The following is a 26,533-nucleotide window of genomic DNA, read 5'->3' on the forward strand; positions in this document are numbered from 1 at the left end:
GGGGGTGTGGGTGTTGGTGGGGGGGGGTTGGGGGGTGGTGGGGGGGGGTGTTTGTGGGGGCTTGTACGGTTTTGGGTTCGCATTCGCGCCCCCACCGCCTCACCTGACGGTTGATCCATCGGCCGTTGCTCATTGATGACAGTGGCAAGGAGCTCGCAGCGGGGAATTTTCCCGATATTTCCGACAGCCGTTGAGTCTGATCAGGCGATCGGCGCCGGGCCGCCCCGGCACGGCAACGGAGTCGCCGCGCGGATAGACCTCGCCGCTCGCCAAGCCGTCACTGGTGCTGCTCACCAAGACTCCACTGCCGCTCCGCACGCCGGGCGACTGCAAATCAGCACCCCGCGGTGCAGAAAGAGCACACAACCGCCACCACCTACCCGGCGACTCCGAGCCAGCACCCCGCGGTGCGGGGAAGAGCACACAACCGCCAGCGACTCCGCAGTGTGCGGGAAGGAGCAGGCGACCGCCGTGCGACCGAAAGCGGCGCGCCCGCGGCCGGCCACGGCGATCGCGCCCGAGCTGCTTCAGCGCTGGTCGAATGGTGCGGCGCGGCTGGTTAGGTGGCAAGGGCTGGCGTCGAAGCGGAGCCTCTTGACGGGCGGGTTGACATCGGCCGCGCGCGTCGGAGGCGGGGTTGACGTCGGCCCGCGGTCAATGTCGCGTCGGTAAGTACCGGCCGGGTGGTGGCAAGAGCTGGCACCTATGCGGCGATGCCGAAGGGCCGGTTGACCTCGCGGATCACGTTCGCCCTATTTTTCCGATATCGCCGTCCGCTGAGGTCGTTCGCCGGCTGCGCTCAAGATCCTTGCGGTTCTGGGGCCCTTATCGCGCCGGAATAAGGGCCCTCAGGATCGCAAGGATCTTCGATCCCGTCAGGTGGGCGGCGGATTCCGCGATGTAGGCACGTGGAGCGCGTGACCGATACGCCCGAGACGACCCGCGCCCGGAATTCCGCCCAAGACGAACAACACGTAACGCGCAGCAACAGCGGCGATGCCTCTGCCCTGTCACTAGTGGTCCGCGGTCGGATTGAGGATGCCGACAGGCGCCACTGACTTCCCGGTTCAGGTTCAGCCATTTCAGGGGCGTCTATATACCGAAATTTCGGGCGCGGCGCGCCCGACCCGCACCCATTCACTCACAGCCCAATAAATACTGAAATATCGGACACAGGACGGCGGACGGAGGACATAGCCCGCCGGGACCGGAAGGGCCGAGATCGACCGCGAGGTCTACACAGTTCCCGCTCCCGCACCCTCAGGGGATCACAAACCGGGCTTCGCCTGCGGGGCGGCCCGGAGCCGGTTCCGCACAGCGAAGGGGACATTCTCGAATTCATCAACGAGCCGGCTCGGCCCTCAGTAGCCCGCCGTCGCACGCAGGCGGCGGCGGGAGAGCCACTCAACGTGCCGGCTCGGCCCTCAGTAACCCCCCGTCGCACGCAGACGGCGGCGGGAGAGCCACTCGAGGAGGGCCGCGCCCGCGAGTGTGACGACGGTGCCGGCGCCGGCGGCAAGGATGGCGATGCGGCGGCGTGCGGAGCTGTCCTGTTCGACGAGGTCCGCGTCGGTGAGGGGAACGACGGTGATCTTCGCGCCCTCGGAGAGGCCGAGTGACTCCTGCCGGGCCACGACCTCTTCGGTGATCAGGCTGTCCATCACGTCGATGACGCGCCGCGCGTCCGCCTCGGAGTCGGCCAGCACCTCGATCGCGATGATCGCGGCGCCCGTGTTGATCACCGTGACGGTCCACTCGCCGCGGTATCCCTGGGTGAACAGGTCGTCCGCGAGCGCAGGGCTGCCGAGCCGGACCGAGATGACGTCTGCGAGCCGGACGGGACTCCACGGGTTGGTGGTGACGGTGTCGCCGATTCCGGGGCTGTACTGCTCGCGCTGGGGCAGCAGCGTCACGTGGCCTGTCACCTTGGCCTGCTCCGGCACGCCGAACATGGCCCAGATGACCGCCACTACGGTGAGCAACATCAGCGGCGCGGTGATCGGCCACCGCCGCAGGATGATCCGGCCAACATCAGCGAAGTCCATGATTTCCCCTCGTCACGGCGTTGACCCGCGCGCCGGACCGTACCGTGTCAGCCTGAGATCTTGTTGAGTGCCCCCACTCAGAGTGACATCATGGCCTGGCTGTCACGTGGCGGGGAGTACCGCGACCACCTCCCAGGCGTCGCCGGCCGGGCCGTAGGAGAGGCTTCCGCCGTACCCCCGGAGGTCTGTGGCAAGGCTCTGCAGTCCGAAGCCGGTGCCGGTCGTGGGCGCCGGTGCGCGACCACAGTCGCTGACGATGCGGATGGTCAGCCGGTCGCCGGTGCGCTGTGCGGAGACGGTCAGGCGGGCGCCGGGGCCGTCGTGGCGCAGTGCGTTCGTGGCGGTCTCGCCGATCAGCCGGTCGGCCAGGTCGTGGAGCGCGGGCGTGAGGTCCGTGGTCAGCGGGGACGGCAGCGTCTCGGGCAGCCGCAGGCCTGACGCGCGCAGCAGTTCGAGCCGTTCGCGCAGGGAGAAGGACGGCGAGTCGGCGAGCGCGGACCTCACCTCGGTCAGCGCGAAGCGGCCCGCGGCCAGCACCAGGTCGATGCGGCGCTGGTCGGCCGGCCCGAGCGGCGCGGTCGTGCGCAGCGCCTCGGTCTGCAGCAGCATCACGGTGACGGTGTTCGCGAGCGTGTCGTGGACGCGCCGGGCCAGCCGCTCCCGGTCCGCGGAGGCGGCCGCTTCCAGGCGCAGCCGCAGGTGCTCGTCGCGCTCGATGCCGGCCAGCCAGGCGACCACCACCATCACCACTGCCATCAGGAAGCCCTCGACCGGGCCGTGCCGGACCGCGCTCGCGGCGGCCACGGCCAGTCCGGCGAGCGGGCAGAGCACCCAGCGGGTAAGCGTGGTCCGGTGCGCGGCCGCCGTGAAGATCGCGACGGTGACCGGCAGGAATCCGATCGCGCGGGCCATCCCCTCGGTGGTGTGCACTGTGGTCGCGGCGGCCACCACGATCAGCACCGGGGCGGGATGCCGCCGCCGGACCAGCAGCGGCGCCACCTGCGCGACGGCAAGCGGCGCCGAGACCGCGGTGCCGGAGAGCGCGAACAGCAGCGCGGCCGCGCCGGTCAGGGCCACGTCGGCGAGCTGCTGCCCGTACCGTCGGATCGCGGTGAATAGCATGGGCACATGATCCGGGTTGTGGTCGTCGACGACCAGGCGCTGGTCCGTGAGGGCCTGGGCCTGGTGCTTGGCGCGCAGCCGGACCTGGAGGTGATCGCGGAGCTGCCGGACGGGCCCGCGCTCCTCGACTTCCTCGGCACGCACACGGCCGACGTGATCCTGCTCGACCTCTACCTCCCCGGCGAGGACGGCGTGCGGATCCTCGGACGGCTGCCCGCGCACGCTCCCCCGGTGCTGATGCTTACCACTGTCGGCCGGGCCGCGGACGTGCGGCGCGCGCTGACGGCGGGTGCGGCCGGGTTCGTGCTCAAGGACGCGGGCGGCGACGAGCTGGCCGCGGCCGTGCGCGGCGCGCATGCGGGGGTGACAGCGCTCAGCTCGTCCGCGGCCCGGCTGCTGTGGCCTCAGGAACACAATCCAGAGCCGCCGGGGGTACGCCTCACCGCGCGCGAACGGCAGGTGCTGGCCCTGGTCGGGCGCGGCCTGTCCAACCAGGAGATCGCCAGCTCACTGAAGGTCGCGGAGCGCACGGTCAAGGTGCACGTGAGCAGCCTGCTTGCGAAGCTGGCCGTGACCAGCCGCACCCAGGCCGCGCTGCTCGCCCGGGACCTGGCCTGAAGACCTAGTACCTTCGCTCATTCCGCGGGCACGGCCGCGCTGGGACCCTGCCCGGGTGAAACGAAAGCTCCTGATCGCCGTGGTCGTGCTCGTCCTCGCCCTGTTCACCGCGAACAGCTCCTGGCTGTGGGGCAGTGCGGAGGGGAACCCGCCGCTGCTGGCGCACCGCGGCATCGCGCAGACCTACCCGCTGGACGGCGTGCAGAACGACACCTGTACCGCTACCCGCATCCACCCGCCGGACCACGCGTACCTGGAGAACACGCTCGATTCGATGCGCGCGTCGTGGGCGGCCGGCGCGGACATGCTCGAGTTCGACGTGCAGGTGAGCGCGGACGGGCGGCTTGTGGTGTTCCACGACAACACGCTTGAGTGCCGGACGAACGGCAGCGGCCTGGTCAAGGACCACCCGTTCGACTACCTGCGCGGTCTCGACCTGGGCTACGGCTACACCGCGGACGGCGGCGCCACCTTTCCGCTGCGCGGCACCGGCGTGGGCCTGATGCCCACGGTGGAGGAGGTGGTGGCCGCGTTTCCCGGCCGTGAGCTGCTGCTTGACGTCAAGAACGACGCGGAGGGCGACGCGGTGGCCGCCTACCTCACCACCCTCCCGGCGGAGCGGCGCGCGACCATGGCCGCCTACGGCGGGGACACCGCGATGGAGGTGATCCGGGGCGAGGTGCCCGGCTTCCGCGTCGCCTCCCGGGCGATCATGAAGGACTGCATGGTCTCCTACCTGGCGACCGGCTGGACCGGCCTGGTGCCCGGCGCCTGCGAGCACATCGAGCTGCACCTGCCGGCCCGGTACGGCCGCTGGCTCTGGGGCTGGCCACACCTCTTCGTCGACCGGATGACGGCGGTGGACACGCGCGTGGTGCTTGTCGCGGGCGACGGCCCGTGGTCCGAGGGCTTCGACTCCGCGGACTCGCTCGACGGCGTACCGGAGGGGTGGTCGGGGTGGTTGTGGACGAACCGCACCGACGTGGTCGCGCCGCACGTGTGAGGGAGGGCAACCGTCCATTTTGTCCCACTCATAGGTGATGTCATAGGCTGCGCTGCGTGATCACCAGCTCCATGCACCGGATCGCCCTGGCCTGCGCGGCCACGATCGAGGCCACCTGGTTCCACCTGGCCGGTCTCGCGCTGATAACCGTGAACGCGGTAGTGCTCGGCCTGGAGACCTACGACCCGCTGGTCGCGGCCGCCGGGACGTTCCTGAGCGTGGTGGAGGCCGTCTGCCTGGCCGGCTTCATCGTGGAGCTGCTGATCCGGTTCGGCGCCCACCTGCGGGCGCCGGCCGGGTTCTTCCGCGACGGGTGGAACGTCTTCGACCTGCTCATCGTGGCCGCGCCGCTGCTGCCGGGCGTCCGGGAGAACGTGACGCTGCTTCGTCTGCTGCGCATCGCCCGGCTGGTCCGCACGTTCCGGCTCTTCCCGAGTCTGCGGGTCATCCTGATCGGCATCCAGCGCGCACTTCCCGGCCTGGGCAGCTTCCTCTCCGTCACAGTGCTTGTCATCTACGGGTACGCGATGCTCGGCTGGATGATGTTCGCCGACGCGCTCCCGGAGCAGTACGGCACGGTCGGCCAGGCCATGCTCACGCTCTTCCTGCTGCTGTCGCTCGACGGCATCACTGACATGCTGCAGACCGGCCGCGAGGTCACCGAGTGGGCCGTCCTCTACTACGTGTCCTACATGGTCGCCGCCTGCTATCTGCTTACGAACCTGCTTGTCGGCCTGGTGCTCACCGCGTTGCAGGAGGCGCACGAGGAGATGGCCGCGTCGAAGCGGCCGACAGCTGAGGAGACGCAGCGCCTGACCGAGGCGGCGGAGAACGCGGCCGGCGCGGCGAACCGGGCGGCGCTCGCGGCGGGCCAGGCGGCGGTGGCCGCGGCGAACAAGGCGGCCGGCACCCCGTCCGTCCACGATCAGCTCGCCCAGCTGCGGCGGATCCTCGACGACCTGGAGGAGCGTCTGCCCGAGCCGGAGGAGGCCCCGGTGCCGGCCCAGTCGGTGCGCGCAGGCACATGAATCGTTTTCATCCTCGCTTCAAGCCTGCCGATTGCCACTCTCGGCCGAAGGAGACACCTGAAGGTTGACGCTCCCCCGGCGCCCACCGACGCTTGTGATCACCGTGCGTTCCGGCTCACCGATTCGGGGGACACGATGATCGACAGGTACCTGCCAGGCCTCTTCTTCGGCGGCGTCACCGCCACGACGATCCACGGCGTCCCGTTACGCCCGCCCGCGCTCCGTCCCGGCGACGTGGTCCGGATCGTCTCGCCCGCCTACCCCGGCGACGACCGGCTCGACCGCGGGCAGGCGGTGCTCGAGCAGATGGGCCTGACCGTCGAGTACGGCGCGCACGTCTACACCTGCAACGGTTATCTGGCCGGCACGGACGAGCAGCGCCTCGAGGACCTGAACGCGGCGTTCCGTGACCCGGCCGTGCGCGCGGTGATCGCCTCCCGCGGCGGCTACGGCACCCAGCGGATCATCGACCGCGTGGACATCGACGCGATCCGCGCCGACCCGAAGATCTTCCTCGGCTACAGCGACCTGACCGTGCTGCACAGCCGCCTGTGGCGGGAGGCGCGACTGATCAGCTTCTACGGCCCGGTCGCCACCTGGACGGATGCCCGCACCGGCCCGGCCTCGGCCCAGTCGCTGCGGGACGCGTTGATGACCTCGGCCGACATCGTGCTCACCCGCGACCCTACCGAGCCGAGCGCTGTGGTCCGGGTGGACGGGATCGCGTCCGGACCGCTGATCGGCGGCAACCTCACCATGATCGCGTCCGACGTGGGGACCGGCAGCCTCCCCGACCTGGACGGCGCGATCCTGGTCTTCGAGGACGTCAACGAGGCGCCGTACCGCTACGACCGCATGCTCACCCAGCTGATCCGCTCCGGCGCGCTGAACGGCCTGGCCGGCGTCGCGATCGGCCAGCTGACGGACGTAGCAGGCGAGGCCGCGAGCGCCGCGGCGGTCATCGCGGAACGCCTGCACACGCTCGATGTGCCGGTCGTGGGCGGTCTCCGCATCGGCCACGGCAACGGTCATCTCACAGTGCCGATCGGCGCGCACGCCACGATCGACGCGGCCGCCGGCACCCTATCGGTCGAGGCCGGCGTCCGGACCTGAGACGGGCGCGCGCAGCAGGCCCACGATCGCGTCGACGATCGCGGAGGCCGTGTCGTCCCAGGTGCCGGCCTCCGCGCCGGAGGCGAGCGCCCGTTCCTGCTCCGCGCAGGTGTGCAGCACAAGCGTGCGCACCATGTCGAACCGGGACGCGCGGACGGCCGGCGGCAGGTCCGGCAGCATGCGGGTGATGCCGGCCGCGGTCGCGTGCAGCTCGGGCGCGGTGAGCGCGTCCTCGATCATCACGTCGCGGAGCAGCGGGTGGGCGACGATCTGGGCGACACAGCGGGCGTACCAGCCGGGGACGCCGAGCGCGCCGAGATGGTCGGTGAACGGCTTGACCATGCAGGTCACCCAGTCGCGCAGGTCGGCGCCGGCGCCAAGGTCCTCGAGCATCGCGCGGCGGATCTCCTCCACGCCGGACTGGTGCTCGCGGACAAGCGCGCGGACCAGGTCGGTCTTGGTCCCGAAGTGGTAGCCGACCGCGGTGTTGTTGCCCTGCCCCGCGGCCTCGCTGATCTGCCGGTTCGACACGGCCTCGACGCCGCGCTCGGCGAACAGGCGTTCCGCGGCGGCGAGAATGCTCTCCCGGGTCGCGAGCGCGCGCGCGTTGACCTTGAGAGGGGTGGACGTGTCGGTCATCGGGTCACTCCGTGAGGGCGGGTTCCCGCAATTGTGCCTGTGGCGGCGGCCCCGCTGCGAGGCCGCCTCCCGGGCCGCCCGCCCGCGTCACCAGCACGTCGTCGTAGCCGCCGGCCGAGTGCAACACCGACAGAACCGGAAACGAGGTACCCGCTCACGCGGTGGTCCGGCCCGCACGCTCCCGCGGGCCGGCGCTTCCGCAGTGGTCCGGTCAGGGGCGGGACGAGACGATCCGGTGCAGCCACTCGTCGAGGAGCGTGCGTTCGGCAGGGGTGAGGACCGTCGCCTCGGGGAGGGAGGCACGCAGCGCCACGGCCGCGTTCTCCAGGCCGCCGGCCGCGGGCGTGAAGCCGGGCAGCGCGGTGCCGGTGACCGTGGCCAGGACCGACTCACGGGCCATGATGGACAGGCTCATGTCGCGCTGATCGGCGGGCATCGCGATCAGCGTGAGCGTGACGCCCCGGCCCGCCGCGTGCACCAGCTGGGCCGCGCGCTCCTCGCTTACCCGCAGGCGGCCGGCCTTCGCGACGCGCTGCACCTTCTCCGCCAGGACCTCGCCGGCCAGCCGGGCCGCGGTGGGCTCGACGCCGGGACGCGGATCGCCGAAGATCAGCGTGTAGAACGCGGGCTGGGCCAGGCCGAACCCGACGTGCAGGTCCCAGCCGGCGCGCAGGTCGTCGACCGGGTCGTCGCCCGGGCTCATCGAGGACTTCTCCGCCAGGTACGACGCGAGCCCGTAACTACCGGCCGCGTCGAGCAGCCCGTGCATGTCACCGAACGCGCGGTAGATCGCCGGCGCCTGCACACCCGCGGCCGCGCTCACCGCACGGGTGGAGACGGCGTCGCGGCCACCCTGGCTGAGCAGGGCGGCCGCGGCCTCGACTATCCGGTCGCGCGTGCTCTTGGTCTGCGGCACGGGTCCTGGCATGGCGTCAGGGTACCCGCGCGCCGAACCGGTCAGAGCTTGGTGAGCGCCTCACCGAGCATGTCGGTGATCTTCGACGGCTCGGTGATGTCGTGGGCGTAGACGTAGGCGACAGTGAAGCCCGTGTCGCGCGCGTCAGTCGCGTTGCGGAGCACGTCCTCCGTAGTGCTGGTCGGGTCGACGGCGAACATGGCCGTCTTCTCGATCTCGGCGTAGTCGCGGCCGACGTCGTCGCAGTGCCGGCGCAGCACGTCGAGCTTGTGCGCCGCCTCCGGGCCGATGCCGAAGTTGCACGCGTCCGCGTACTTCGCGACGAGCTTGAGCGTCTTCTTCTCGCCCCCGCCGCCGATCAGCAGGTAGGGCCGCGGCGAGCGCACCGGCTGCGGCGAGTTGAGCGTCCGCTCCAGCTGGTAGTGCTTGCCCTGGTAGGCGTCCTCCGAGTCGGACCACATCTGAAGCGTGATCTGGATGGCCTCCTCCAGCCGCTCGAAGCGCTCCGCGGTCGGCGGGAACTGGAAGCCGAGCCCCTTCGACTCGTCCTCGTTCCACGCCGCGCCGATGCCCAGCCCGGCACGGCCGCCGGAGAGCACGTCGAGCGTGGTGACCGCCTTGGCGAGCAGCGCGGGCTCGCGGTAGGTGACGCCCGTGACGAGCGTGTGCAGCAGTGCGGTCTCGGTGGCCGCGGCGAGGAAGCCGAGCGCGGTGTACGCCTCGAGCATCTCGTGCTCGTACGGCCCGACGCCCCGGATCTGCCAGAAGTGGTCCATGACCGTGATCCGGGTGATCCCGGCCTGCTCCGCGTTGCGGGCGTGCCGGGCGAGTGCCGGGCCGAGCGCGGGGGCGCCGCTGTTCCAGGTGAAGTCGGCGATGTGCAGTCCAAGTTCCATGCAAGTGAGAGTAGCCTCCGGATCGCTTTTTCGCCTGCCCCCGGATGATCCCCGCGGCGGCCGTGTCGCGCCGCCGCGGGGTGTGCGGTCACCAGGTGAGGCCGAATCCGTACTGGTAGAGCGGATTTCCGTAGACCGGGGACACCTGCTGACCGGCGTCGATCCGGGCCCGGATCTCGGCGCGCTGCGCGTCTGTCGCGCCGAGGTCGAACGGCAGGTCCCACGCCTCACGCGCGTCCGCCTGCACGTCCTGGCCGCCCGGCCGCAGCACCTGGTCGAGCGTGCGCGGCAGTTGCCAGGGCAGCTTGCCCGTGGGTTTGTAGTCGCCGAAGAGCAGGCTCGCCAGCGCGGGCCCGACCTCCTCGCCGGCCCGGAAGTTGACCACCACCGCGTCCGCGACCTCGTTCCACTCGCTGATCACGTACGGGCGGGCCATGGTCAGCAGCACCACGACCGGTACGCCGCGCGCCTTCCAGCTGCGGATCAGCTCCAGTTGATCGGCGGGCAGGTAGGGCTGTTCCTTCACCCAGCTGGTCGCGTGCGTGTAGTAGGGCTCGCCCACCGAGACGATCGCCAGGCTTGGATTCGCGGCGTTGTCCCGGAAGACGTTCACCCCGGCGGCGGCACCCCTGGCGGCGATGGCGTCGTAGGTGGACTGTGACCCGTACTCCTGGTGGAAGTAGCTGGTCCAGATGCAGCACGAGCCGGTGTCCGCCGCGCGCGGCCCGGTCACCACCACGTTGCTTCCGGCCGGAAGCTTCAGCGGCAGCACGTTCGCGTTGTTGCGCAGCACGGTGAGCGAGCCGCGCGCGGCCTGGTTGGCGAGCGCGGTGTCGGCCGGCGTGTGCACCCGGTAGAGGCCGTTGACCGGGTCGCCGTACGGGTTCTCGAAGAGGCCGAGCTGGAACTTCAGCCGCAGCACGCGCCGCACCGCGTCGTCGATCCGGGCCGCCGGCACCTGCGCGATGAACGTGGCGATGGAGAAGCCGGCCGCGCCCGGGTCGGCGCCGCCCATCACGTCGGAGCCGGCCTTCGCCGCGCCGACCCACGAGCCGGACGGCAGCCAGTCCGTGGTGATCAGCCCGGTGAAGCCGAGGTTCTGCCGCAGGTAGGCCAGGATCGGCGCACTGTCGCCCGCACCGGGACCACCCGGGTCAAGGAACGAGCTGCCCGCGTACCCCGGCATGATGTTCACCGCGCCGGCCTCCATGGCGGCCCGGAACGGGATCATGTGGTACTTGATCGTGACGCCGTCGTAGACGATCAGCGCCTCGCCGCCCGCGCCCTCACCCGGCCAGTGCTTGACTGTGGCCAGCACTGACGACGGGTTCAGCTCCGGCCCGCCCTGCAGCCCGGCGACAAGTGCCCGGACCTGCGCGGCCGCGACATAGGCGTCCTCGCCGTTGCCCTCCTGGATGCGCGGGTAGAGCACCTTCGTGCCGACCTCGGCCAGCGGCCCGAGCACGCCGCGGGTGCCGAGCTCGACCTGCTCCCGCCGCTGCATGTCACCGAGCTTGTACTGCAGCGCGTAGTCGCGCCCGGCCGCGAGCGCGGACTGCGACGGGTAGGTGGTCTTGAAGCCATGGATGGTGTCGCCGGCCGAGACCAGCGGGATGCCGAGCCGGGTGCCTGTCGACGCGAGCAGGTCCCGGTGCAGATCCGGCGCCTCGGAAGGACCGAAATGCCAGCCCGATCGGGGGTACGCCTGCGCGTTGTAGAACATCTGGTAGGCCTTCTCCTCGGCCGTCATCCGCCCGAGCAGGTCGTTCACCCGCGCCTCGACAGGCCGCCGCCAGTCCTCGTAGGCGTCGATCGCGCCGCTGCGGTTCGCGTCCCGGGCGCCGTTGATCACCGGCACGCCGTCCGCGATCGGGGTCAGCGTGGGCACATAGACGCCGAAGGTGCGGATCTGCGAGGTGGTCGCGCCGGCCGTGACGTACCAGCGGTAGGTCCACCGGTCCGGCAGGTCCCAGGTCGGTGTGTAGCTGGTCCCGCTCACCTCCGCGACCCGGGTGTAGACGTCGAGCAGGTTCCCGGACGCGGTGAAGTCGTAGTCGGTGCGGCTGACGTTGATCCACAACTGGTAGCGGGTGGCGCCGGAGACCGCGGCCCAGGAGAACGCGGGCCGCCGGGTGTTGCTGATCAGCGTCGCGTCCGCCGGTGCGGTGAGCGCGAACTGACCGGTGGTCGCGGGCGGCCGGGTCGGGCCGGAGAGCAGCGGCGGCGCGCTTCCGGACGCGTCGACAGTGCCGAGCACCTGCAGCTCCCACAGCGAGTAGCCGTAGCCGGTGGCCCGCGCGGTGCCGACCCACCGCAGGTAGCGGCCGGTGCCGGAGACGGCGAGCGTCTCGATGCCGCCGCGCCCGCTCGTCGTGGTGTAGATCGTCCGCCAGGTGACAGCGTCGTCGGACACCTCGATGCGGTATCCGGTGGCGTACGCGGACTCCCAGTTGAGCACGACGCCGGTAATCGAGGCCGTGCCCCGCAGGTCCACCCGCAGCCACTGGTTGTCGGAGAACTCGCTCGACCAGCGCGTGGTGGTCCGGCCGTCGAGCGCGGCGCCGGGCGCGTTACCGCCCTCGTAGGAGGACGCGGCGACCGGCTTGAACGCGGAGATCGACGTGCCGCCCGGCGTACTGCCGAGCGTGCCGTAGACCTCGAACTCCCAGAGTGAGTAGCCGTAGCCGGTGGCCCGTGCGGTGCCGAGCATCCGCACGTACCGGCCGCTGCCGTTGATCGTGATCGTCTGGACGCCGCCGGTGCCGGTGGTGGTCGTCCAGGCGGTGGTCCAGGCGTTGCCGTCGGCCGAGGTCTGGATCTGGAAGGCGCTCGCGTAGGCGGCCTCCCAGGTGAGCACGACGCGGTCGAGCGTCGCGGTCGCGCCGAGGTCGACGCGCAGCCACTGCGGGTCGGAGAACGTGCTGGACCAGCGCGTTCCGGCGTCGCCGTCGACGGCGGCGGAGGCCGGGCTGCCCTCCCCCTCGGCGGACGACGCGAGCACCGGCTTGCCACGGGACAGGAGGACGGGGGCGGCTTCGGCGGGCGTGGCGACGAGCAGCCCGGCGAGCAGCAGGAGCGCTGCCAGGATTGGTCGCTTATAGGACATAGTCACTCCAGGACGGAGAGCGGTGGGCAGGACGGGAGAGCGCTCTCTCAGCAGAGCCTGATCGATGCACGTCAGTCCGTCAACCCCCCAGCTTCCGCCCCGGCCACCCACCCCCTGTCACGACCTTCAAGACCTTCTCATTGCTCTCCGTCGAACAAGAGAACGCTTCACGCATCGTGGTAGCGTGCCCATCCGTCGAGCCTCACCGCCTCGGAAGGGACCTCTTCTCGTGAACTCGCTGGTCGGCAGGTACGGCGTCAGGTCCGCGGCGGTTGCCATGCTGATGGCCGGGGTCGGCGGCGGCGTCTACCTCAGCCAGGACCGCGCGCACGCGGACGACTCCGCCGCCGCGCAGGCCGCCTGGGAGGCGAACCGCGCCGAGGAGCTGTACCTCAAGGACCGCCACCGGCAGTACGCCGAGCTGACCGCGAGCCTGCACGACTCCTCCCGGGACGCCGCCGCCCGTGCCGCGAAGACCGCGGAGGACGAGGCGAAGCGCGCCCGCACCGCGAACGACGCGGTCACCCGCAAGAAGAAGGCGCAGCAGGCCGAGGCCGCGGCCGCCGCCGAGGAGAAGGACAAGGCGAACGCGGCACTCAAGCCGTACGACGGCCCGGTCCCCAGCTCCTGCGCCTCCTACAGCGGCCACCGCAAGACCGGCTGCTCAGTGATGGTCGGCCAGGGCTTCGCGGTCTCCGAGTTCGGCTGCCTGGACAAGCTCTGGACGCGGGAGAGCGGCTGGAACCCCAAGGCGCAGAACCCCTCCACACCTGCCTACGGCATCCCGCAGGCGAACCCGGGCAGCAAGATGGCGTCGGTCGCGGACGACTGGCAGACCAACCCGGCGACGCAGGTCATCTGGGGCCTCGGCTACATCAAGGGCCGCTACAGCACGCCCTGCGCGGCCCTGACCCACTCCAACAACTCCGGCTGGTACTAACCCTCCAGCCTGCCGTGGAGCAGGTCGCGGGCCTGGTCGGCCGCGCGGGCGATGCTGTCCGAGACGACGTCGACGAAGCGCGCGATGTTCTCCAGGCGGTCGGCGGCCGGCGTGCCGGGGCCGAGCACCTCCGCACCCTGACGGGCGATCTCGCCGAGGTAGGCGGTGGAGCGGGCGCTGGCCATCGTGGACTGGTAGAGGACGTCGTCGTCGACCACATAGCGCTCCCGGCGGCGGTCGTCCCGCTCCCGGCGGACCAGGCCCTGACCCTCCAGGAACGCGATCGCCTTGGAGACCGAGGCCGGGCTGATTTTCAGGCGACCGGCCAGCTCCGCCGCGGTCAGACTGCCGGTGTCAGTGGTGTAGAGCGCGGTCAGCGTGCGCGCGGTCATCACGGGCAGGCCGGACTGCATGAACACGGCGGCGAACAACGCCTCGTACTCGCGCACGGCGTCGGCATCGCGCCCGTGGGGTTGCGGCGGCGCGCCGGGAAGCCTGACGGCCGACGTCCGGCGAGCGCGCGCGCGACGCTCGGTGGCGTGCTGGGCGAGGTCGCCACGGTAGGCGGTGGCGCCGCCGTTGCGCATGATCTCCCGGGTGACCGTCGAGGTGGGGCGCCCGAGGCGCCGGGCGATCTCCGCGTAGGCGAGCCCTTCGGCCAGGCCGAGCGTGATCTGCTGGCGTTCCTGCGGGGTGAGCCTGCCGCCCGGCATCGCGGCCTCCTTCGTGACGGTGGCCCCGACCGTAGCCTTTACATCCAATCTGTTGCAACGAACATACTCGCTTCGTTGCGTTAAATTTCAATTCATTGCAACACTTACACCGGATCTAGCTGGAAAAACAAAGATCTAGAGCAACTTCGCTGTTTCGTGGTACGTGAAAGCAACGTAGCGTTTCGCATGTCAGAAACGAACTGCCGAAGGAGCACCCGACATGAGCACCACGAGTGAGCGCCCGGAACTGCAGGCGGCCGCCGACGCGTTCGTTGACGCCGGATTCGCCGGCCTGCAGCTGCGCGTCAACGACGCCCAGGGCGAGTGGGTGGGCAGCGCGGGAGTGCGCGAGCTCGGCTCGGCCGAAAGACCCCCTGTCGACGGCAGCTTCTGGGGCGGCAGCGTCGCCAAGACCTTCACCTCCACAGTGGTCCTGCAACAGGTGGCCGACGGGCTGCTCGACCTGGACGCCCCGGTCGCGGACCACCTGCCGGAGCTCGGCCTCGACCACCGCATCACCGCCCGGATGCTGCTGCTGCACACAAGTGGCCTGTTCAACTACACAGGCGAGTACTACCCGGACGGCACGGTCGCCGCGGGCATCCCGGCCACCGGCAAGGAGTGGGTGGACACGCGGCTGGACACCTACCGGGCGGAGGACCTGGTGCGGCTCGCGCTGTCCAAGCCGGCGCGCTTCGAGCCCGGCGCCGACTGGAGCTACTCCAACACCAACTACACGCTCGCCACGCTGCTTGTCGCGCAGATCGCCGGCCGCTCCTACGGCGAGGAGGCACACCTGCGGATCCTGGAGCCGCTCGGCCTGCGCGACACACAGCTGGCCGGTGACACCACTGACCTGCCCGGCCCGCACGCCCACGGCTACTACCGCTACCAGGACGGCGAGGAGTGGGTGGTCACCGACGTCACCCGCCAGAACCTCTCGATGATGCCCGGCGCCGGCGCCGCCATCTCCACCACCCGTGACCTGCACACGTTCTTCTCCGCGCTGAACAGCGGACGGCTCCTCCCAGCCCCGCTGCTTGCCGAGATGCGCACCCCGAACGGCCCGATCGACTACGGCCTCGGCATTTTCGCGCAGGACCTGGGCGAGGCCGGCACCGTCTACCACCACAACGGTGGAGCGCCGGGCGGCTTCGGTGCGCTGATGTACAGCTCGCCGGACGGCGGCAGGACGCTTACCGCGGGCATCACCATGGGCGACGCCCCGATCAACCCGGCGGAGGTCTTCCCGGCGGCGCTTGACGCGCTGGTCCGGGCGGTCTTCACGGCGCGCTGAGGCCGGCGGACGCCGAGGGCTGGCGATCGCGGGGTACGGCCGGTCGGCCGCACCCCGCGTCGGCGTCAGATGATGCCGCCGCCGAGCGAGTACCAGTTGCCGAACGCGCTGTCCGGCGTGGACTGCGACTTCGCCCAGAGGCCGTTGTCGGTGCCGCGCCCGAAGACGCTCACCCGCCAGTCGCGCTCCCGGCCGGCCTCGATCTCGCTTGTCAGGACGCCGCCGAGCGAGTACCAGTCGTTCCAGCCGGTGCTGCCGCGGGACTTCTGGGTCCGGCTCCACAGCGCGTTGTCCGCGCCGCGCGCGAAGACGTGCAGCTGCCCGTCCTCGACGATGATCGCGGCCGGGTTACTCGTGATGACGCCGCCCAGGCTGGTCCAGCTGTCCCACGAGTCGCTGTTCGGGCCGGTCTGCCGGATCGTCCACAGCGCCTCGCCGCCCTTCGCGAAGACCTGGATCCGGTTCTCCGCGTCAAGCACCGGCTCGGCGTCGCTGCTGATCGTGCCGCCCAGGCTCTTCCAGGCGGTCCAGTCGTCGCTGTTGGCCTTCGACTGCCGGCGGGTCCACAGCGCGTTGTCGGTGCCGCGGGCGAAGAGGTTGATCCGCTCCGCCCGGTCCCGCACGAGCTGCGTCTCGCTGGTGATCACGCCGCCCAGCGAGGTCCAGCCGGTCCAGCCGTCGCCCGCGTTGTCCTGCTGGCGGGTCTTCCAGACCGCGCCGTCGGTGCCCTCGCCGAAGACCGTCAGCCGGGCGTCCTGGTCGGCGATGACCGACGGGTCGCTGTCGAGCACGCCGCCCAGGCTCTTCCACGCGGACCAGGCCGCGCTGTTCGGGTCGGTCTGACGCTTGGTCCAGATGGCCTTGTCGGTGCCGCGCGCGAAGAGCTGGATGCGGTTGTCCGCGTCGACAGCGACCCGCGGCGCACCTGTGACCACACCGCCGAGGCTTGTCCAGCCGGTCCACGATCCACTGCCCGCGCTGTTCTGGGTCTTCACCCAGATCGCGTTGTCGGTGCCGCGCGCGAAGGCCGAGAGCCGGCCGTTGCGGTTCAGCGCGGTGTCGATCGCGGCGGTGCCGGCCGGTGCGAGCCGGGCCGTGGCCTCATTGCCGGCCGCGGCCTGGGCCGGCGTGGCCGCGGTCAGCCCGCCACCGGCAAGCGCCAGCGCGGTGGCCGCGATGATGCCCCGGCGCACACGCCGGGTCGAGACTCCAGTCGCCATTGACTGTTTCCTTCCGTGTTGAGAGCCCGGTGAAAGAAATCTCCACCTGATCAACACGGAGCGTATGCATAGGGCTACGAGGACGCGTGGCACTTCACGACGCGTTCACTATTGAGAGGACGACGAGGCCCTCCGCCCGCACCGTGCGGAGGGAGGGCCCGCCGACAGCTCAGATGCGGAACCGGCCGACCACCGACTCCAGCTCGCTGACCACGCGGTTCAGGTCCGCGACCGTCTCGCCTGCCTCGGCAAGCGACTCGGTGGTGGCGCGGGCCGCGTTCGCCACGCCGTTGATGTTGTTGGCGATGTCCGACGTGCCGCCGGACGCGTCGCCGACGCTGCGGCTCATCTCACCTGTGGTGGCGGTCTGCTCCTCCACCGCCGACGCGATTGTCAGCTGGTAGTCGTTGATCCGCGCGATGATCCGGCTGATCTCGCCGATCGCCTCGACCGCGTTCTGCGTGTCCACCTGGATCGCCTCGACCCGGCGGGAGATGTCCTCGGTGGCCTTCGCGGTCTCCTGCGCCAGATCCTTGACCTCGCCGGCCACCACCGCGAAGCCCTTGCCCGCGTCGCCGGCCCGGGCCGCCTCGATCGTGGCGTTGAGCGCCAGCAGGTTGGTCTGCTCCGCGATCGAGGTGATCGTCTTGACCACGTTGCCGATCTCCGCGGACGACTCGCCGAGCTTCGAGATGGTCTCGTTCGTGCTGTTCGCGACGCCGACCGCTTCCGCCGCGACCTGGGCCGCGTCGTTCGCGTTCTGGCTGATCTCGCGGATCGACGCACCCATCTCCTCGGAGCCGGCCGCGACAGTTGTCACGTTCGCGGAGACCTCACCGGCCGCGTTCGACACCACGTCGGCCTGGCTGGCGGCCTCGGCCGCGCTCGACGCGATCCGCTCCGTGGACGCGGTGAGCCGGCGGGCGCCGTCCGCGAGCGTGCGGGAACTCTCGTGCAGCGCGCCGATCGTGGTACGCAGTCCCTCGCGGGCCTCGTTCGTGGCGACCGCCATCTCGCCGATCTCGTCGCGGCCCCGGACCTCCGCGGCAGTGGTCAGGTCACCGGCCGCCATCGCGCGCAGCGCGTCACCGACCGTCTTCACCTGCGTGGTGATCGCGCGGGCGACCATCAGGCCGACGCCGAGTCCGACGATCGCGCCAATCAGGACCGCGGCGATCAGCAGGTTACGGGCGGTCTTGTAGGTGGAGAGCGCAGCCTTGGCCGCGTCGTCGGCCTCGGCGGACTCGGTGGCCTGAAGGGTGTTGAGGCCGTCGGTCATCGCCTTCTCGGCCACGCCGTAAGCGCCCAGGGTGTCGGCCGGGAGCGTGTAACCGGCCGGCGCGGCCTCCTGGAAGAAGTTCACATTACGGAGCGCCTTGTAGTCGGTGAAGCCCTTGGTGAAGTCCTCGATCGCCGCGGTCCGCTCCGCGCTGGCGTTGCTGCCCGTGTTCAGCTTCGAGTACTCGGCGAGCGCGTCGTCGACCATCTGGTCGCCGGCCTTGGTCTCCTTGACGGCCTCGGCCGACGGTGAGATTGCGTTCCCGAGACTGAAGAGCAGCATGCCGCGGAACATCCCGCCGATGCCCTGGCGCATCGTGGCGAGATAACTCATGCCCTCGACCTGCTCGTTCTTCATGCTCTCGAGCTGGCCGCTGAGCGTGGACATCCGCTGGACGCAGAGCATCCCGACCAGCACGGTGATGACGATGACCACCACGGACGACGCGAGGATCTTGGTCCGCACGTTGACGTCAGCCACCAGGCGGGCGAAGACATTGCCCGTGCGGCGCTCCGCGTATTGACTCATCAGACAGGCCCCTCACCCGTGAACGACACAGCAAACGCCACATCGGCACGAATCAGGGCGGGGTTAAGTAAAAAGTCTCAATCGTCCGTCGCGGCCGCTCTATGGCGCATCGCGACCACGGCCGGGGCCAGCAGCGCGAGGATCGCCAGGATCCACAGCGTCACTGTCAGCGGTCCGGAGACCAGGATGCCCCAGTCGCCGTCGGAGAGCGCGAGGGCGCGCCGCAGCTGCTGTTCCGCGAGCGGCCCGAGGATCAGCCCCACCACGGCCGGCGCGGCGGGCACACCGGCCCGGCGCATGAGCAGGCCGATCAGGCCCAGTCCGACCAGAATGAGCAGGTCCGTGGTGGTGCCGCCGGCCGCGAACGTGCCGAGCGTGGCGAAGACCAGCACGCCGGCGTAGATACCGTACGCGGGGATGGAGAGCAGGCGCGCCCAGAGTCGTACCAGCGGGAGGTTGAGCACAAGGAGCATCACGTTGCCGATGTAGAGGCTCGCGATCAGCGCCCAGACCAGATCGCCTGATTCGGTGAACAGCTGCGGGCCGGGCTGCAGGCCGTAGGACTGGAACGCGGTGAGGATGACCGCCGCCGTCGCGGACGTGGGCAGCCCGATGGTCAGCAGCGGCACCAGCACGCCGGCCGCGGCCGCGTTGTTCGCCGCCTCCGGGCCGGCCACGCCCTCGATCGCGCCGTGCCCGAACTCGTGGCTGCGCTTCGAGAGCCGCTTCTCAAGCGCGTAACTGAGGAACGTGGGCACGTCCGCACCGCCGGCCGGCAGGCTGCCGATCGGGAAGCCGATCGCGGTGCCGCGCAGCCAGGCCGGCCAGGAGCGGCGCCAGTCCTCGCGGGAGAGCACCGCCTTGCCACGCACCGGCATGACGCGGCTGTCGCCGGTGCCCGCCAGCAGGTGGCCGAACGCCTCGCCGAGCGCGAACAGCGCCACCACCACGATCACCACGTCCACACCATCGAGCAGCGCGGGCAGGCCGAAGTCGAGACGCGGCTGCCCGGTGAGCGTGTCGATGCCGATCAGGCCGATCGCCACGCCGAGGACCAGGCCGGCCGCGCCCTTGATCAGGTTCGGCCCGAGCAGCGCGCTCACTGTCACGAACGCGACGGCCATCAGCGCCACGTACTCCGGCGGGCCGAACCCGACCGCGATGTCCGCGACAAGCGGCGCGGCCACGCTGAGCAGGATCGTGCCGATGGTGCCGGCCACGAAGCTGCCGATCGCGGCAGTGGCGAGCGCGGCCGCGCCCCGGCCGGCCCGCGCCATCCGGTTGCCCTCCAGCGCGGTGACCACCGACGCGCTCTCGCCAGGCGTGTTGAGCAGGATCGACGTGGTGGAGCCGCCGTACATGCCGCCGTAGTAGATGCCGGCGAAGAGGATCAGCGCGGCGGCCGGCTCCAGCCGGAACGTGACCGGCAGCAGCAGCGCGACGGTGAGCGCCGGGCCGATGCCGGGCAGCACGCCGACCGCGGTGCCGATGGTGACGCCGACGAGCGCCCACAGCAGGTTCATCGGGGTGAGCGCGTCCGCGAACCCGGTCAGCAGCTCGTCCACGTCAGAACCCCCACGGTCCGGCCGGAAGGATCAGCCCGATCAGGCCGTCGAAGATCAGGAACACGGTCCCGGCCAGCGCGAACCCGTAAGCGGCGGTCCGCACCGGATTCGGCGCGCCGAGCAGCAGCGCCGCGGCGGTGAAGAGCCCTGTCGCACAGAGCGTCCAGCCGGCGAACGGCAGCAGCACCGCGAACGCGATCAACGCGGCGATCAGCGCCGCCAGGCGACCCCATCTCGCCGGACGTTCCGTAAAAGCCGCCATGGTACGGAGTGCGCCGCGCGACTGGACGGCCAAGGCGATCCCGAGCGTGCCGAGCAGCACGCCGACAAGCGTCGGCGCCGCCGCGGGCCCGACCGGCGCGCTGCCACCCCGCAGGCCCGCGGCATCGACCAACACCACGATCGCGGCCACCACCATCACGCCACTGAGCAGCAGGGTGGCCCGCTCCTCCCCCGCATCGGTCGCCGCCGCGGCGTCATCGGCCTCGTCCGGCGTACCCGCGATTCTTGGTGGGCCTGCTGCTTCCGGGGCCGTCATCCGAGTCCCATCTTCGCCAGCACGTCAGCGACGCGCAGCTGCTCGTCCGCGACGAACTGCTTGAACTCCGGCCCGGCGAGCGTGGCATCGCCCCAGCCGCGGTCCGCGAGCGTCTGCTGCCACGCCTCGCTCGCGGTCATGTCCGTGATCAGGGTCCCGAGCGCGGCCTCGTCCTCCGCGCTGATCCCGGCCGGCGCCACCACGCCGCGCCAGTTGGACAGCTCCACGTCGACGCCCTGTTCGCGAAGCGTGGGCACGTCCGGCAGCGCGGGCAGCCGGGCGGCGCCGGAGACCGCTAGCGGCCGGATCGTGCCGGCCTTGATCTGGGAGATCATTTCGGAGACGCCGGAGACGCCCACCGTGGCGCGGCCGGAGAGCAGCGTGGCCATCGCCTCGCCGCCGCCGGAATGCGCCACAAAGTTGACCTTGCCAGGGTCCGCCCCGACGGCGCCCGCGACCAGCCCAGCCAGGATCTGCTCGGCGCCGCCCGCGGACCCGCCGCTGAACGAGACGGCCGGCAGGTCGGCCCGCATCCGCTCGGTCAGCTGGGCCAGCGTGGTGATCGGCGAGTCCGCCGGGACGACAAGGATCTCGTAGTCGGTGGTCAGCCGCGCGATCGGCGTGGTCCGGTCCAGCCGGACCGGCGCGTCGTCGCTCTCGATCGCGCCGACCATGACGAAGCCCATCACCATCAGCTGGGTCGGGTCGCCGTCGAACCGGACGAACTGGCTGAGCCCGATCGTGCCGCCCGCGCCTGCCACGTTGTAGACCTCCGTGCGGCCCGCGGTCCCGCGCAGCGCGGCCTGCATCTCGCGCGCGGTCTGGTCCCACCCGCCGCCGGGCGCGGCCGGCGCCATCAGCCGCAGCTGACGGCCCTGCAGGAAGCCCGCGTCCGCCTGCTCCCCACGACCGGCAAGCGTGGTCGTGACCAGCAGGACCGCGACGAGCGCGGCGGCCGCGTACGGCCCCGAACTGCGCCAGCGCATCGACCTCACCCGCTTTCCTCTGCCGTGGACTCATCGGCCGATCTCTGTATACGCCCGCAGAGATCGATCTTCAAGGCTCAATGTGCGGGGGCGCCGGATTACTCGACAAGCCCCGGCATATCCCCGCCCACGCCCTCGCCACCAGTCATGATCAGGTGGTGTCGAGGCAGATCCAGCATGCTGAACCGATGACCTACCAACCCCCGTCCGGCCTCAGCGCGCCGGAGGTGGCCGAGCGCCGGCGCCGGCGCGAGACGAACACGGCGGTGCGTGGCGGGTCGCGCGGCTACGCCGAGATCCTCCGGACGAACGTCTTCTCGTTCTTCAACCTGGTGCTGTTCGTCATCGGCGCGGCCCTGCTCGCGCTCGGCCGGTACAGCGACGCGCTGATCAGCGTCGGCCTCGGCCTGATCAACGCGGTGATCAGCGCCGCCCAGGAGATCCGCGCCAAACGCAAGCTCGACCAGCTGCAACTGCTTGACCGGGCCGAGGTCGTGGTGATCCGCGACGGCGTCGAACAGACGATCGGGCCGGAGCAGGTGGTCCGCGACGACGTGCTGCGCATCCGGCCCGGCGACCAGATCGTTGTGGACGGGCCGCTGCTGCCCGGTGGCCGGGTCGAGGCGGACGAGTCGCTTCTCACCGGCGAGTCCGACCCGGTGCCGAAGCAGCCCGGCGACGACCTGCTCTCCGGAAGTCTGTGCGTGGGCGGCGACGGTCACCAGCTCGCCCGGGACGTGGGCGCGCACAGCTACGCCGGCCGGCTCACCGCGGAGGCGCGCCACAGCACGACGGACCGGACGCCGTTGCAGCGGCGGATCGAGTTCGTGGTCCGGCTGGTCATGGTGCTCACCACGCTGATGAGCGCGGCGATCATCGCGCAGGCCGCGCTTGAGGGCTTCACGCTGCTGCGCGTCGTGCAGATCAGCGCGGTGCTGTCCGGCCTCATCCCGTACGGGCTGTTCTTCCTGATCGCGCTCGCCTACACCACAGGCGCGGTACGGATCGCCCGGCGCGGCGCACTGGTCCAGCAGGTCAACGCGGTCGAGTCGGTAAGCAACGTGGACGTGGTCTGCACTGACAAGACCGGCACGCTCACCACCGGGCGGCTGTCGCTCGCGGAGATCGTGCCGCTGGGCGGGTACTCCGCGCCGGCCGCCGCGGAGGCGCTCGGGCGCTTCGTGCACAGCGTCGGCGCGCCGAACCTGACCTCCGCCGCGCTCGCCGCGGCACTGCCGGGACCGGCCGTCGCGGTCCGGGACGAGGTGGCGTTCACGTCGTCGCTGCGCTGGTCCGGGCTCGTCACCGACGACGGCACCTGGGTGCTCGGCGCGCCCACCTCGCCGGATCCGGACGTCGCTGCCCGTACCGCCGCGGGTCTGCGTGTCTTGATCTTCTCCCGTGCGGCGGCCGGCCTGCGTGATCTCGACGGACGCCCGGTCCTGCCCGCCGATGCGGAGCCGGTCGCGCTTGTCGCGCTCGCCGATGAGCTGCGCGACGACGTGGCGGCGACAGTGGCCCGGTTCCGTGCGGACGGGGTCGCGCTCAAGGTGCTGTCCGGCGACGACCCGCGCACTGTCGCCGCGATCGCCGCGCGCGCCGGGATGGACCCGGGGGATCCGGTGCCCGGCGCGGACCTGGACGGCCTGGACGACGCCGCGCTTGATGCGGTCGTGGCCGGGACCACAGTGTTCGGCCGGGTCGCGCCGGAACACAAGGAGCGCATCGTCCGCTCGCTTCGCCGCCAGGGCCGCTACGTCGCCATGATCGGTGACGGCGTGAACGACGCCCGTGCGCTCAAGCAGGCCCAGGTCGGTGTGGCCATGCGCAGCGGCAGCACCGTCACCCGCGACGTGGCCGACATCGTGCTCACCGACGACTCGTTCGCCGTGCTGCCGCCCGCGCAGGAGGAGGGCCGCCGGATCATCAGCGGGATCAGCATCTCGCTCTACGTCTTCCTCGCCCGGGTCGCCAGCCAGGGCCTGGTCATCCTCGCTGTCACAATGCTTGGCCTCGGCTTCCCGTACACGCCGACGCAGGTGGGCCTGACGCTGTTCACAGTGGGCATCCCGACCGCGTTCCTGACGTTCTGGGCCGCGCCCGCACGGCCTGACCCGCACCTGCTTCGCAACCTGATCCGGTTCGTGATGCCGGCCGCGGTCGTCACCGCGGGCTTCGGCACGGCCGTCTACACCACGCTCTACCAGGCGATCAGCGGCGGATTCAGCACCGGGCGCACGCCGGACGAGGTGGTCGCCGAGTTCGAGAAGTACACGGGCCTGGTGTACGGCACCGACACCGACTTCGCGGACGCGGCCGCCACGATCGGCGCGCAGACCGGGTTGTCCACGTTCTTCTGCTGCGCCTCGTTCCTGCTCATCCTGTTCCTGGCGCCGCCGTCCCGCCTCTTCGCCGCCTGGACCCGCCCGACCGGCGACCGGCGACCGGCCCTGCTCGTGGTGGCGCTGTTCCTCGCGTTCGGCGCGGTGCTGCTGGTGCCGGCGCTCTGGTCCTACTTCGGCCTGACCGGACCGGCCGGGCCGGTGTTCCTCGTGGTGCTGCTGTCCCTGGTCCTCTGGTTCGCGGCGCTGACAGTGGCGTACCGCTTCCACGTCCTCGACCGGCTGCTGGGCCTCGACACGATCTCCTAGGCGGGCGGGAGGATCCGCCACTCGCGGAAGCGGCCGGGATCGGCCTGGGCATAGCCGACCACTGGCGGCTCGCCGACGCGCTGGGCACGCAGTGGGTAGCCGGTCACCCGCAGGATGAACGCGGAGTCCCGCCAGAGCGAGGTGGCGGTGAAGTGCTCCTCCGCCGTCCCCTTGCAGAGGCCCAGGTGGGCGGCGTTGACCGGCCGCGAACCGGAGTCCACCCGCACGCACCAGCCGTTGTGGCGGAGCATGATGTCGTCCCCGGCCGACTGGATCAGGAAGACCTGGCGGGGGCCGCCGTCGCAGGGCTCGACCGCGACAGCCGCGTCGCTTACCGCGGTCAGGCAGGCGTTCAGGCCGGCGTTGCGGAGCGTCGACGGGCCGGACGGGACGATCGGCGCCGCGTGCACGACCGCCGGCAGTGCGAGACCGGCCAGCGCCGCGGCTTTGATCATCATGCGCATAGCCAGATGATCCCACCGGCGGCCCGGTACGTCAGTCGTTCGGGCTGATCAGGCCGGTGCGGTAGGCGTACACGACCGCCTGGACCCGGTCGCGCAGGTGCAGCTTGGTGAGGATGCGGGAGACGTAGGTCTTGACGGTCTCCGCGCCGATCACCAGCTCGGCCGCGATCTCCGCGTTCGAGTGGCCGGCCGCGATCAGGCGCAGCACCTCCAACTCGCGCGGCGTGAGCGCGGACCCCGCGGTCACGGCCGGGTTGGCCGGGCGCAGGCGGGCCGCATAGCGCCCGATCAGCCGGCGGGTGACCTCGGGCGCGATCAGCGAGTCGCCGCGCGCGATCGTGCGCATGCCCGCGATCAGCTGCTGCGGGGACGCGTCCTTGAGCAGGAACCCGGCGGCGCCGGCCCGGAGCGCCTCGTAGACGTACTCGTCGAGGTTGAACGTGGTCACGACAAGCACCTTCATCGGCTCCTCGACGCCCGCGCCGGCCAGCCGCCGGGTGGCCTCGATGCCGTCCATCACCGGCATGCGCACGTCCATCACCACCACGTCCGGGCGCAGCCGCTGCGCGGTCTCCGTCGCGGACCTCCCGTCGCTCGCCTCCCCGACCACGGAGATGTCGTCCTGCGAGTCGAGGATCGTCACGAAGCCGGTACGGATCAGCGCCTGATCATCCGCAACCACCACTGTGATCACTGCACTTCTCCTACCGGGATGCGGGCGGTGAGCGTGAAACCCCCGTCGGGACGGGGTCCGGCGTGGAACGTGCCGCCGAACAGCTCGACGCGCTCGCGCAGCCCGGCCAGGCCGCGACCGGAACCGCCGACGCCGGCGCCCAGGAAGGTCGGCACGCCGAACGTGCTGACCTCGATGTCGACCGCGTCCGGGCGGTTGCCGAGCCGGACCACGGTACGGCTGCCGGCCGCGTACTTCAGCGCGTTCGTCAGCCCTTCCTGCACCACCCGGTACCCGGCCAGTTCGCGCCCGGCGCCGAGCTCCGGCTGCGCGCCCTCGGTCAGCAGCTCGACCGGCTGCCCCGCCGCACGGCACTGCTCCACCAGGCCGTCGACCTGGGCGAGCGTGGGCAGCCGGTCCATCGGGGCGCGGCGCTCCGGGTCGAGCACGCCGAGCAGGTCACGCAGCTCGCCGAGCGCGCGACGCCCGGTCTCGCCGATCGCGACCAGGTTCGCTGTCACCCGCTCCTCGGAGGACGCGACGAACTGGGCCGCACCGGCCTGGACGACCATGGCGGTGACGTGGTGGGTGACCACGTCGTGCAGCTCCCGGGCGATGCGCTCGCGTTCAGCCACGAGCGCGGTCTGAGCGGCGAGCCGGCGGCGCTCCACCTCGGAGGCGCGGTAGTCGCGTATCCAGGCGCCGACCAGCCAGGCGGAGGCGAGAGCCACGAAGAACAGGGGGTACGCGTCCGGCGTGGCGGGCGAGCCGGCCGCGACCAGCCCGGCCGCGAGCAGCAGGTAGACGAGCGTCGCCAGCGCCGCGACCGGCCACCGGAATCGCACCAGGTAGGCGCCCGCGCTGTAGAGCGCCACCAGCAGGCCGACGCTCGCGAACGTGGCGTACCCCCGCAGCTCCTGGACGGCGAAGCCGGCCCCGACCACCGCGAGCGTGAGGGCGGGCCGGCGTCGGCGCAGCACAAGCGGCACCGTCATCGCGAGCCCGGAAGTGATGCCGAGCGCGTCCAGCGGCCGGATCGGCAGCTCACCGAGCCGGGTGCCGATCTCGGCGAGCGGCGGCAGGAACCCGAGTGCGACGAGGAGCACCGCTACCGCCCCGTCGCGGACCGAGACGCCGAGGGACCGCCACCGGTCCCGGACCTTCGAGACCAGTGGCAGACGCAGCAGCACCCG

Annotated in this window: 22 protein-coding genes; 7 read left to right on the top strand and 15 right to left on the bottom strand. The window is 71.2% G+C overall.

The genetic code is table 11. The annotated features are described in order from the left end of the window. Window positions 1-1,424: 1,424 nt before the first annotated feature. Window positions 1,425-2,045 (bottom strand): hypothetical protein, encoded by a 621-nt coding sequence (locus tag ACIA8K_RS36110; protein ID WP_396067714.1) that lies wholly within the window; start codon window positions 2,043-2,045, stop codon window positions 1,425-1,427. Window positions 2,046-2,147: 102 nt separating this feature from the next. Then, on the bottom strand, window positions 2,148-3,167 hold the full coding sequence (locus ACIA8K_RS36115) for a sensor histidine kinase (RefSeq protein ID WP_396067716.1): 1,020 nt from the start codon (window positions 3,165-3,167) through the stop codon (window positions 2,148-2,150). A gap of 6 nt (window positions 3,168-3,173) precedes the next feature. Between ACIA8K_RS36115 and ACIA8K_RS36120 the strand changes: the two genes are divergently transcribed. The 4 genes from ACIA8K_RS36120 to ACIA8K_RS36135 all read left to right on the top strand — a co-directional run bounded on the left by ACIA8K_RS36120 (window position 3,174) and on the right by ACIA8K_RS36135 (window position 6,929). Further along, window positions 3,174-3,785, top strand: a complete 612-nt coding sequence (locus ACIA8K_RS36120) for a response regulator (protein WP_396067718.1) — start codon at window positions 3,174-3,176, stop codon at window positions 3,783-3,785. A 55-nt stretch (window positions 3,786-3,840) separates the two neighbouring features. Beyond that, window positions 3,841-4,788 carry a glycerophosphodiester phosphodiesterase family protein gene (locus tag ACIA8K_RS36125; protein WP_396067720.1) on the top strand — a complete coding sequence of 316 codons (948 nt, stop codon included), beginning with the start codon at window positions 3,841-3,843 and terminating at the stop codon, window positions 4,786-4,788. 56 nt (window positions 4,789-4,844) lie between these two features. Beyond that, window positions 4,845-5,816 carry an ion transporter gene (locus ACIA8K_RS36130; RefSeq protein ID WP_396067722.1) on the top strand — a complete coding sequence of 324 codons (972 nt, stop codon included), beginning with the start codon at window positions 4,845-4,847 and terminating at the stop codon, window positions 5,814-5,816. 135 nt (window positions 5,817-5,951) lie between these two features. After that, window positions 5,952-6,929 carry an LD-carboxypeptidase gene (locus ACIA8K_RS36135; protein ID WP_396067724.1) on the top strand — a complete coding sequence of 326 codons (978 nt, stop codon included), beginning with the start codon at window positions 5,952-5,954 and terminating at the stop codon, window positions 6,927-6,929. On the opposite strand, the gene ACIA8K_RS36140 is transcribed toward ACIA8K_RS36135, so the two are convergent. The 4 genes from ACIA8K_RS36140 to ACIA8K_RS36155 all read right to left on the bottom strand — a co-directional run bounded on the left by ACIA8K_RS36140 (window position 6,900) and on the right by ACIA8K_RS36155 (window position 12,486). Beyond that, window positions 6,900-7,568, bottom strand: a complete 669-nt coding sequence (locus tag ACIA8K_RS36140) for a TetR/AcrR family transcriptional regulator (protein WP_396067726.1) — start codon at window positions 7,566-7,568, stop codon at window positions 6,900-6,902. The two genes, ACIA8K_RS36135 and ACIA8K_RS36140, sit on opposite strands and share 30 nt — an antisense overlap. Before the next feature lie 211 nt (window positions 7,569-7,779). After that, window positions 7,780-8,496, bottom strand: coding sequence for a TetR/AcrR family transcriptional regulator (locus tag ACIA8K_RS36145; RefSeq protein ID WP_396067728.1), 717 nt, complete (start codon window positions 8,494-8,496; stop codon window positions 7,780-7,782). Window positions 8,497-8,525: 29 nt separating this feature from the next. Further along, window positions 8,526-9,380, bottom strand: coding sequence for an LLM class F420-dependent oxidoreductase (locus tag ACIA8K_RS36150; protein ID WP_396067730.1), 855 nt, complete (start codon window positions 9,378-9,380; stop codon window positions 8,526-8,528). 88 nt (window positions 9,381-9,468) lie between these two features. Beyond that, window positions 9,469-12,486: a discoidin domain-containing protein gene (locus ACIA8K_RS36155; RefSeq protein WP_396067732.1), complete on the bottom strand. Its 3,018-nt coding sequence runs from the start codon at window positions 12,484-12,486 to the stop codon at window positions 9,469-9,471. 229 nt (window positions 12,487-12,715) lie between these two features. Here ACIA8K_RS36155 and ACIA8K_RS36160 point away from each other — a divergent pair, with 229 nt between their 5' ends. Next, entirely contained in the window at window positions 12,716-13,426 is a 711-nt protein-coding gene (locus ACIA8K_RS36160; protein WP_396067734.1) for a lytic transglycosylase domain-containing protein, read from the top strand. Here the strand turns inward: ACIA8K_RS36160 and ACIA8K_RS36165 are convergent. After that, window positions 13,423-14,139, bottom strand: coding sequence for a helix-turn-helix domain-containing protein (locus tag ACIA8K_RS36165; RefSeq protein WP_396067736.1), 717 nt, complete (start codon window positions 14,137-14,139; stop codon window positions 13,423-13,425). The genes ACIA8K_RS36160 and ACIA8K_RS36165 overlap by 4 nt on opposite strands. Window positions 14,140-14,359: 220 nt before the next feature. On the opposite strand from ACIA8K_RS36165, the gene ACIA8K_RS36170 reads away from it, so the two are divergent. Then, window positions 14,360-15,436 (top strand): serine hydrolase domain-containing protein, encoded by a 1,077-nt coding sequence (locus ACIA8K_RS36170; protein ID WP_396067738.1) that lies wholly within the window; start codon window positions 14,360-14,362, stop codon window positions 15,434-15,436. 65 nt (window positions 15,437-15,501) lie between these two features. Here ACIA8K_RS36170 and ACIA8K_RS36175 read toward each other — a convergent pair whose 3' ends face one another. The 5 genes from ACIA8K_RS36175 to ACIA8K_RS36195 all read right to left on the bottom strand — a co-directional run bounded on the left by ACIA8K_RS36175 (window position 15,502) and on the right by ACIA8K_RS36195 (window position 21,552). Continuing rightward, window positions 15,502-16,656 (bottom strand): hypothetical protein, encoded by a 1,155-nt coding sequence (locus ACIA8K_RS36175; protein WP_396067740.1) that lies wholly within the window; start codon window positions 16,654-16,656, stop codon window positions 15,502-15,504. Window positions 16,657-16,825: 169 nt separating this feature from the next. Continuing rightward, window positions 16,826-18,463 (bottom strand): methyl-accepting chemotaxis protein, encoded by a 1,638-nt coding sequence (locus tag ACIA8K_RS36180; RefSeq protein WP_396067742.1) that lies wholly within the window; start codon window positions 18,461-18,463, stop codon window positions 16,826-16,828. A gap of 77 nt (window positions 18,464-18,540) precedes the next feature. Then, the gene (locus ACIA8K_RS36185; protein WP_396067744.1) at window positions 18,541-20,028 is read right to left on the bottom strand and encodes a tripartite tricarboxylate transporter permease; all 1,488 of its coding nucleotides are present in this window, start codon (window positions 20,026-20,028) and stop codon (window positions 18,541-18,543) included. Between the two features lies 1 nt (window position 20,029). After that, the gene (locus tag ACIA8K_RS36190) at window positions 20,030-20,566 is read right to left on the bottom strand and encodes a tripartite tricarboxylate transporter TctB family protein (RefSeq protein ID WP_396067746.1); all 537 of its coding nucleotides are present in this window, start codon (window positions 20,564-20,566) and stop codon (window positions 20,030-20,032) included. Further along, complete coding sequence (locus tag ACIA8K_RS36195) at window positions 20,563-21,552, bottom strand: Bug family tripartite tricarboxylate transporter substrate binding protein (RefSeq protein WP_396067748.1); 990 nt, start codon at window positions 21,550-21,552, stop codon at window positions 20,563-20,565. Before ACIA8K_RS36195 ends, ACIA8K_RS36190 begins: the two co-directional genes overlap by 4 nt. A 188-nt stretch (window positions 21,553-21,740) precedes the next feature. On the opposite strand from ACIA8K_RS36195, the gene ACIA8K_RS36200 reads away from it, so the two are divergent. After that, window positions 21,741-24,203, top strand: a complete 2,463-nt coding sequence (locus ACIA8K_RS36200) for an HAD-IC family P-type ATPase (RefSeq protein ID WP_396067750.1) — start codon at window positions 21,741-21,743, stop codon at window positions 24,201-24,203. Here ACIA8K_RS36200 and ACIA8K_RS36205 read toward each other — a convergent pair. From ACIA8K_RS36205 to ACIA8K_RS36215, 3 genes are read right to left on the bottom strand one after another with little or no spacing between them, the layout of a single operon-like run. Further along, the gene (locus ACIA8K_RS36205; RefSeq protein WP_396067752.1) at window positions 24,200-24,667 is read right to left on the bottom strand and encodes a hypothetical protein; all 468 of its coding nucleotides are present in this window, start codon (window positions 24,665-24,667) and stop codon (window positions 24,200-24,202) included. The genes ACIA8K_RS36200 and ACIA8K_RS36205 overlap by 4 nt on opposite strands. 31 nt (window positions 24,668-24,698) lie before the next feature. Beyond that, window positions 24,699-25,361: a response regulator gene (locus tag ACIA8K_RS36210; RefSeq protein WP_396067754.1), complete on the bottom strand. Its 663-nt coding sequence runs from the start codon at window positions 25,359-25,361 to the stop codon at window positions 24,699-24,701. After that, on the bottom strand, window positions 25,358-26,530 hold the full coding sequence (locus ACIA8K_RS36215; protein ID WP_396067756.1) for a sensor histidine kinase: 1,173 nt from the start codon (window positions 26,528-26,530) through the stop codon (window positions 25,358-25,360). The genes ACIA8K_RS36210 and ACIA8K_RS36215 overlap by 4 nt, the downstream gene beginning before the upstream one ends. Window positions 26,531-26,533 lie beyond the last annotated feature (3 nt).

The sequence above is a fragment of the Catenuloplanes sp. NPDC051500 genome, assembly GCF_044454585.1.
Lineage (GTDB): Bacteria > Actinomycetota > Actinomycetes > Mycobacteriales > Micromonosporaceae > Catenuloplanes.

Bases quoted from the DNA above. Each gene is read 5' to 3' on its own strand.
- ACIA8K_RS36115 (WP_396067716.1), bottom strand. From the start codon at position 3,167: ATGCTATTCACCGCGATCCGACGGTACGGGCAGCAGCTCGCCGACGTG.
- ACIA8K_RS36110 (WP_396067714.1), bottom strand. From the start codon at position 2,045: ATGGACTTCGCTGATGTTGGCCGGATCATCCTGCGGCGGTGGCCGATC.
- ACIA8K_RS36120 (WP_396067718.1), top strand. From the start codon at position 3,174: ATGATCCGGGTTGTGGTCGTCGACGACCAGGCGCTGGTCCGTGAGGGC.
- ACIA8K_RS36170 (WP_396067738.1), top strand. From the start codon at position 14,360: ATGAGCACCACGAGTGAGCGCCCGGAACTGCAGGCGGCCGCCGACGCG.
- ACIA8K_RS36200 (WP_396067750.1), top strand. From the start codon at position 21,741: ATGACCTACCAACCCCCGTCCGGCCTCAGCGCGCCGGAGGTGGCCGAG.
- ACIA8K_RS36165 (WP_396067736.1), bottom strand. From the start codon at position 14,139: ATGCCGGGCGGCAGGCTCACCCCGCAGGAACGCCAGCAGATCACGCTC.
- ACIA8K_RS36195 (WP_396067748.1), bottom strand. From the start codon at position 21,552: ATGCGCTGGCGCAGTTCGGGGCCGTACGCGGCCGCCGCGCTCGTCGCG.
- ACIA8K_RS36145 (WP_396067728.1), bottom strand. From the start codon at position 8,496: ATGCCAGGACCCGTGCCGCAGACCAAGAGCACGCGCGACCGGATAGTC.
- ACIA8K_RS36175 (WP_396067740.1), bottom strand. From the start codon at position 16,656: ATGGCGACTGGAGTCTCGACCCGGCGTGTGCGCCGGGGCATCATCGCG.
- ACIA8K_RS36190 (WP_396067746.1), bottom strand. From the start codon at position 20,566: ATGACGGCCCCGGAAGCAGCAGGCCCACCAAGAATCGCGGGTACGCCG.
- ACIA8K_RS36150 (WP_396067730.1), bottom strand. From the start codon at position 9,380: ATGGAACTTGGACTGCACATCGCCGACTTCACCTGGAACAGCGGCGCC.
- ACIA8K_RS36205 (WP_396067752.1), bottom strand. From the start codon at position 24,667: ATGCGCATGATGATCAAAGCCGCGGCGCTGGCCGGTCTCGCACTGCCG.
- ACIA8K_RS36135 (WP_396067724.1), top strand. From the start codon at position 5,952: ATGATCGACAGGTACCTGCCAGGCCTCTTCTTCGGCGGCGTCACCGCC.
- ACIA8K_RS36155 (WP_396067732.1), bottom strand. From the start codon at position 12,486: ATGTCCTATAAGCGACCAATCCTGGCAGCGCTCCTGCTGCTCGCCGGG.
- ACIA8K_RS36180 (WP_396067742.1), bottom strand. From the start codon at position 18,463: ATGAGTCAATACGCGGAGCGCCGCACGGGCAATGTCTTCGCCCGCCTG.
- ACIA8K_RS36140 (WP_396067726.1), bottom strand. From the start codon at position 7,568: ATGACCGACACGTCCACCCCTCTCAAGGTCAACGCGCGCGCGCTCGCG.